The sequence below is a fragment of the Streptomyces sp. NPDC033178 genome (assembly GCF_055577685.1).
Window position 1 is genome coordinate 1 of sequence record NZ_JBVIPT010000050.1, and the last position, 6,406, is coordinate 6,406.

Below are 6,406 nucleotides of genomic sequence, written 5' to 3' on the forward strand. Positions count from 1 at the left end.
GTGACTACACCACTCGGCGGGATACCATCTCCGGCCCGAGCCGTCGTACGTATGCGCCACCTGGGCCCAACACCCCTAGAATACTGATGAATTGAGGTACCAGAAGCGGTCGTACGGGGACGTTGACCCGTGTCACGGGGGGCGCATGGCGGCGGTTGTCTTCATTCACGGGACAGGGGTACGTGAACCAGGTTTCTCGGCGCTGACAGGGCGAGTCGCCGCGGGGCTCACCACCCTGCGTGACGGACTACGCATCGTGCCGTACTACTGGGGAGGCCCGCACGGCGCCACGCTGGCCGCGGGCGGGGCAAGTCTGCCACCGCGGTCGGGTACGGTCCGTGGCCTGGCGGAGACCCCGCTCGCGTCGGCCGGTCCGGACCGGGATGACGACACATGGGCCTGGGCCGCTCTCTACGCCGACCCCTATGCCGAATTGGCACTCGCCGCGGCGGCAGGGGAGCCCGCGGTGGAGCGTCCACCCGGATTCGCGCCGCCGGAACAGCGCCTCCAGGCGCGCCTGCACGGCCTGGCCGCCCGTGGGGATGAACCCGCGGCCGAACTGGGTCCCGGCCTGGCGCGCGCCGCGACGGCCCTGGCCGCTCATCCGCTGCTGGGCCCGGCAGCCGCAGCCCTCGAACGGGACGACCTCGCGACCCTCGCCGCCCGCTCCCTGGCAGCCCGCATCATCGCCGAGGTCCTCGACACCGACGCGCCACTCGTCCCGAACGGCGACACCCGTGACGCCGTCGTCGACCGCCTCGGCCAAATGATCGGTGCGCTGCCTCAAGGCGCCGAACGCGGATTGCGCACCAGGCTGTTGAGTGTCGCGGGTGCGGCCGCGTCGCGTGCCGTCGTGCGCCGCCGACGCGCCCTGACCGAGGCGGCCCATCCCGCCGCCGGAGACGTCCTGCGCTATCTCAGCCGCGGCGAAGCCTTCCGCGAGGACCTGCGCTCCCTCGTAGCGGGTCTTGAGCCGCCCGTTGCCCTCATCGGTCACAGTCTCGGCGGGATCATCGCCCTCGACACGCTCATCGGCACTCCGCTCCCCCAGGTCCGGCTCCTCGTGACCGCGGGCTCCCAGGGACCCTTCCTGTACGAGTCGGGCTCCCTGCCCTCCCTCGCCCACCCGGAGCCACTGCCCGCACACATGCCCGACTGGTTGAACCTGTACGACCCCCGCGATCTGTTGGGTTACCTGGGAGCACCCCTCTTCCCGGGGCGTGTCACCGACGTGCCCGTCGACGGACGCCAGCCGTTCCCCGCCGCGCACAGTGCCTACTGGACCAACCCGGCCGTGTACCGGCATATCGCGGACCACCTCCCGTGACCGGCCACGACCCCGCCCGTGTCCATGCGCTGATCGTCGGCATCGAGGCATACGACGCGGGCCCGGACTGGGACCTGCCGGGACCCGCCCGTGACGCCGTACGCTTCCGCGACCTGCTGCACGCCGCCGGCGTGCCAGAGTCCCAACTCAGGCTCCACCTCTCCCCGTTGACCTCCTTCGTGCCGGACGTCGAGTACTCCCCGGCCGACCACGCCACCCTGCGCCGCACCCTCGTGCACGAACTGCCGCGCGCACAGGGTGATGTGCTGTGGGTGTGGTGGGGCGGCCACGGAGTGCTCGACCGGTCCGGCCGCACCCGACTGTTCTGCGCCGACGCCACCACCACCGACAAGGTCGCCGTCGACCTGGAGTCCGCACTCGACCGCTACACCAGTGACTCCGTGCCCGGATTCGCCGAGCAGCTGTGGATCGTGGACGCCTGCGAAACCTTCGAGGAGGCCCTCGCCTTCCGCGACCCGCTGCCCCCCAATGCCCTGCCCTCCGGACATCGCACTCTCGCTCACCGGCAGACCCTGCTCCGCGCCGCGGGCCGCGGCCGTACCGCGGTCAACGACCCGGTGCGGGCCACGGGTCTCTTCTCGGACGCACTGCTCGAACTTCTGGAGGAGCGTGCCGGAAATCTCCCCTCGCCCCCCGATCCGGAAGAGCTGTTTTCCGCCGTACGAAGGCGAGTTGCGGACATGCGGCAGGCCGGCCGCACCGTACAGCATCCTGAGATTCGACTATCCGGCCCCGAGCGCACCGAGATCCTGACCGCCACGGAAGGTACTCCCGACAAGCGCCCACTCTCCCCTCTCGGCCGCGCGGTGGATGCTCTTCTCGCCTATCCGCTGATGGCCGACCCCGCCGAACGCCAGACCGTGGTCGGCACGTTGCACCCTCGTATCACTGGAACGCTGCCTCGCCATACCAAGGCCCGCACCGATGCCACCAACATCCTCATGGCTCTCGCCCGCCGTCACCCCGAGGCTCTGTGGGAGTTGTACGACGCGGTGGTGTCCGTGGACGACGATCCAGGGAGAAAGGGGGAACTCACTCAAGCCATAAGGAGGTTCGCCGCCTCGGCGAAGGCATCGCGCGACCTTGGCTGATCAAGTGGAGTGATCGCACGGTTTCCGAATGGGCAAAGTTCTCCGTCGTGGAAGTACACGGGCATCGTGTGCCGGCGTGCGAGAAGGGGGACACAGCCTGGGGCAGCTGCCCGAACTATGCGAAGCCGAAGCCGCCGTCTCTGAGCCAGCCCTCACGGCAGACGTTCGCGTCTGGGAAATCAGATCGGGCGGACCTCACGTTGCTGCTACTCGCCGCCGTGAACAGCTTCCCCCCGCTCGGCCCCGCAGCAGCATCAGGGGCGGGCCGGCCGAGGCGCAGCCGCGAGCCGCGCCGGACGGTGAGATGTTCGGCACCGGCCGACGCGGCCCCTGGACGGTTGGCTGCGTGAGCCCGACGAACCAGCCGCCCTTGCTGGGGCTCGTATGTCGGTTGCGCAATATCGAACCACCAGAAGAGGAGGCCGCGCCCGGCGGCTCCCGGTTCCGTGCCGACCGGGCCTCCCGGCCCGACGCCCGTACCCATGCCTTCGCCCTGCGCCTGGCGGCTCCGCGTACCGCAGACGAGCACCTCGCCGCCGGAAGACCCGGCCACCGCGCTCGCCGGCTACACCGTGGCCCTGGTCCGTGACCCGGCCGACCCGCACACCTTTGCGGGGTGGATCGTCGCGCGGGCCGCCCCAAAACCGGGCCGCACCGCGCGGCGGACGCTGCCCCGGACGGAACTGTTGCAGCCTCTTCCCCGCCGTTGAGGGGGTGAACACGCGGCCGAATGGTCAGGATGGAGGCATGGGATTCCACGTCGACTCCGAAGCCGGGCGGCTGCGCCGCGTCATCCTGCACCGGCCGGATCTTGAGCTCAAAAGGCTCACCCCGAGCAACAAGGACGCCCTGCTCTTCGACGACGTGCTGTGGGTGCGCAGGGCCCGCGCGGAGCACGACGGTTTCGCCGACGTGCTCCGCGACCGCGGAGTCACCGTCCACCTCTTCGGCGACCTGCTGACCGAGGCCCTGGCGATCCCGGCGGCCAGATCGCTCGTCCTGGACAGGGTCTTCGACGAGAAGGAGTACGGGCCGCTGGCCACCGACCACCTCAGAGCCTCGTTCGAGGCGCTGCCCGCGGGCGAGCTGGCGGAGGCACTGGTCGGCGGGATGACCAAGCGGGAGTTCCTGGAGGCGCACCCCGAGCCGACCTCCGTGCGCTTCCACGTCATGGAGCTCGACGACTTCCTCCTCGGCCCCCTCCCCAACCACCTCTTCACCCGCGACACCTCCGCCTGGATCTACGACGGCGTCTCCATCAACGCCATGCGCTGGCCCGCCCGGCAGCGCGAGACCGTGCACTTCGAGGCGATCTACCGGCACCATCCGCTGTTCCAGGACGAGGCGTTCCACGTGTGGTCCGAGGGCCAGGCCGACTACCCCTCCACCATCGAGGGCGGGGACGTGCTCGTGATCGGCAACGGCGCCGTGCTCATCGGGATGAGCGAGCGGACGACGCCCCAGGCCGTGGAGATGCTCGCGCACAAGCTGTTCGCCACCGGCTCGGCGCAGACCATCGTGGCGCTCGACATGCCCAAGAAGCGCGCCCTCATGCACCTCGACACGGTGATGACGATGGTCGACGGCGACACCTTCACCCAGTACGCCGGGCTCGGCATGCTCCGCTCGTACACCATCGAACCGGGCGTCGGTGACAAGGAGCTGAAGGTCACCGACCATCCGCCGGAGCACATGCACCGCGCGATCGCCGCCGCGCTGGGGCTCGACCGGATCCGTGTGCTGACCGCCACGCAGGACGTCCACGCCGCCGAGCGCGAGCAGTGGGACGACGGCTGCAACGTCCTCGCGGTCGAGCCGGGCGTCGTCGTCGCGTACGAGCGGAACCAGACCACCAACACACATCTGCGCAAGCAGGGCATCGAGGTGATCGAGATCCCGGGGAGCGAGCTGGGGCGGGGGAGGGGCGGTCCGCGGTGCATGAGCTGTCCGGTGGTACGGGATCCGGTCGGGTAGCGGCCGAACCGGAGGTTCGGGGCCTCGAAAGTGAGGCCTACGTCTCGATAATGATTCCGTATAGAAATGTGGAGCATCGTATAGAATTCCAAGAGTCCCTGTTTACGTAACCCTGGAGCGCCCCCATGGCGACAGTCCCGTACGCCCTCGCCGGCCGCCACTTCCTGAAGGAGCTGGACTTCACGGAGGAGGAGTTCCGCGGCCTGATCGGGCTTGCCGCAGAGCTGAAGGCGGCGAAGAAGGCCGGGACGGAGACCCAGCACCTGCGGGGCCGGAACATCGCGCTGATCTTCGAGAAGACCTCGACGCGCACGCGCTGCGCGTTCGAGGTCGCGGCCGCGGACCAGGGCGCTTCCACCACGTACCTCGATCCGTCGGGCTCGCAGATAGGGCACAAGGAGTCCGTGAAGGACACCGCGCGGGTGCTCGGCCGGATGTTCCACGCGATCCAGTACCGCGGGGACAGCCAGGAGGGTGTCGAGGAGCTGGCCGCCCACGCGGGCGTGCCCGTCTACAACGGTCTGACCGACGCCTGGCACCCGACCCAGATGCTCGCCGACGTCCTCACGATGACCGAGCACACCACCAAGCCGCTGAACCGGACCGCCTTCGCCTACCTCGGCGACGCGCGCTTCAACATGGGCAACTCCTACCTGGTCACCGGCGCGCTGCTCGGCATGGACGTACGGATCGTCGCGCCGAAGGCCTACTGGCCCGCCGAGGAGATCGTCGACCGGGCGCGCGAGCTCGCCGTGCGCAGCGGGGCGCGGATCACGCTCACCGAGGACGTCGCGGAGGGGGTCGCGGGCGCCGACTTCGTCGCCACCGACGTCTGGGTGTCCATGGGGGAGCCCAAGGAGGTCTGGGACGAGCGCATCGTCGCCCTCGGCCCGTACGCGGTGACGATGGACGTCCTGCGGGCCACCGGCAACGCGGACGTCAAGTTCCTGCACTGTCTGCCGGCCTTCCACGACCTGGGCACCAAGGTCGGCCGCGACATCCACGAGCGGCACGGCCTGGACTCGCTGGAGGTCACCGACGAGGTCTTCGAGTCGGCCCACTCGGTCGTCTTCGACGAGGCGGAGAACCGGCTGCACACGATCAAGGCGATGCTGGTGGCGACCCTCGCCTGAGGGCTGTGAGGGCCCTGAGGGCCGTGAGGCTGGGGGGCGAGGGCTTGTGGGGCGCGTGAGGGGCGCGACGGGTTGCGCCGTCGCTACAGCGGGTTCCGCTGGTGCGGCACCGTCGGCAGCCTGAACCAGACCGCCTTCCCGGAGTCCGTGGGGCGGTGCCCGCACGACGAGCTGAGGGCGCGGATCAGCAGCAGCCCGCGGCCGTGCTCCTGCCAGGGGTCGGGCTCGCCCGACGGGTCGGGGATCGTGAGATCGCCCGGCGGGGACGGGTCCGGATCGTGCACCTCGACCTGGCAGCCGGTCGGCAGCAGCTCCACGACCAGCTCTATGGGCCGGTCGCCCTTGGTGTGCTCCACGGCGTTCGCCACCAGCTCCGCGGTGAGCAGCTCGGCGGTGTCGCTGTCGGCGGCGTGTTCCAGTTCGGCGAGCGCGGTACGGACCAGGGCACGGGCGACGGGCACTGCCGCGGCGGTGTGCGGCAGAGCGATGCGCCAGGAGGCTGGGGCGTGGGGATCGTGCAAGGCGGGTCCGTTCATGGAGCAGGATGTCCTGCTTTCAACTTTAGGAATGGTACGACGCAACCGGACAGAGGCGCTCGGCGGGCTTTTTTCGGGACGTTCGGCCTGGTATCGGGCTGCTTACCCAGGTGAACGGTCCGCGTCCCGCGTTCTGCGCCTGTCGTTACCGGCCTATCGACGAGTCGTGACTCCGTGACCGCGTTGTCGCGCATCCATGACGGCAGTCGCCAAAACGAAACAGGGCCGTGGGGGGGGGGGGGGGGGGGGGGGGGGGGGGGGGGGGGGGGGGGGGGGGGGGGGGGGGGGGGGGGGGGGGGGGGGGTGGGGGGGGGGGGGGGGGGG

General features: G+C 70.2%; 6 protein-coding genes. 5 read left to right on the forward strand and 1 reads right to left on the reverse strand.

The genetic code is table 11. From position 1 onward, the window contains the following. Positions 1 to 145: 145 nt before the first annotated feature. The 5 genes from ACZ5VQ_RS49185 to argF all read left to right on the forward strand — a co-directional run bounded on the left by ACZ5VQ_RS49185 (position 146) and on the right by argF (position 5,546). Entirely contained in the window at positions 146 to 1,327 is a 1,182-nt protein-coding gene (locus tag ACZ5VQ_RS49185; protein ID WP_469110741.1) for a hypothetical protein, read from the forward strand. Beyond that, positions 1,324 to 2,439 carry a caspase family protein gene (locus ACZ5VQ_RS49190; protein WP_469110742.1) on the forward strand — a complete coding sequence of 372 codons (1,116 nt, stop codon included), beginning with the start codon at positions 1,324 to 1,326 and terminating at the stop codon, positions 2,437 to 2,439. The genes ACZ5VQ_RS49185 and ACZ5VQ_RS49190 overlap by 4 nt, the downstream gene beginning before the upstream one ends. Before the next feature lie 482 nt (positions 2,440 to 2,921). After that, the gene (locus tag ACZ5VQ_RS49195; RefSeq protein WP_469110743.1) at positions 2,922 to 3,149 is read left to right on the forward strand and encodes a hypothetical protein; all 228 of its coding nucleotides are present in this window, start codon (positions 2,922 to 2,924) and stop codon (positions 3,147 to 3,149) included. Between the two features lie 37 nt (positions 3,150 to 3,186). After that, complete coding sequence (locus ACZ5VQ_RS49200; protein WP_189841214.1) at positions 3,187 to 4,413, forward strand: arginine deiminase; 1,227 nt, start codon at positions 3,187 to 3,189, stop codon at positions 4,411 to 4,413. A gap of 125 nt (positions 4,414 to 4,538) precedes the next feature. Further along, positions 4,539 to 5,546: an ornithine carbamoyltransferase gene (argF, locus tag ACZ5VQ_RS49205; protein WP_450558530.1), complete on the forward strand. Its 1,008-nt coding sequence runs from the start codon at positions 4,539 to 4,541 to the stop codon at positions 5,544 to 5,546. Between the two features lie 83 nt (positions 5,547 to 5,629). Here the strand turns inward: argF and ACZ5VQ_RS49210 are convergent, their stop codons facing one another. Further along, positions 5,630 to 6,082, reverse strand: coding sequence for an ATP-binding protein (locus ACZ5VQ_RS49210; protein ID WP_359715963.1), 453 nt, complete (start codon positions 6,080 to 6,082; stop codon positions 5,630 to 5,632). Positions 6,083 to 6,406 lie beyond the last annotated feature (324 nt).

What these genes read in the sequence shown, in the direction of transcription:
- ACZ5VQ_RS49185 (WP_469110741.1), top strand. Translation starts at nt 146, where the DNA reads ATGGCGGCGGTTGTCTTCATTCACGGGACAGGGGTACGTGAACCAGGT.
- ACZ5VQ_RS49195 (WP_469110743.1), top strand. Translation starts at nt 2,922, where the DNA reads ATGCCTTCGCCCTGCGCCTGGCGGCTCCGCGTACCGCAGACGAGCACC.
- ACZ5VQ_RS49200 (WP_189841214.1), top strand. Translation starts at nt 3,187, where the DNA reads ATGGGATTCCACGTCGACTCCGAAGCCGGGCGGCTGCGCCGCGTCATC.
- argF (WP_450558530.1), top strand. Translation starts at nt 4,539, where the DNA reads ATGGCGACAGTCCCGTACGCCCTCGCCGGCCGCCACTTCCTGAAGGAG.
- ACZ5VQ_RS49210 (WP_359715963.1), bottom strand. Translation starts at nt 6,082, where the DNA reads ATGAACGGACCCGCCTTGCACGATCCCCACGCCCCAGCCTCCTGGCGC.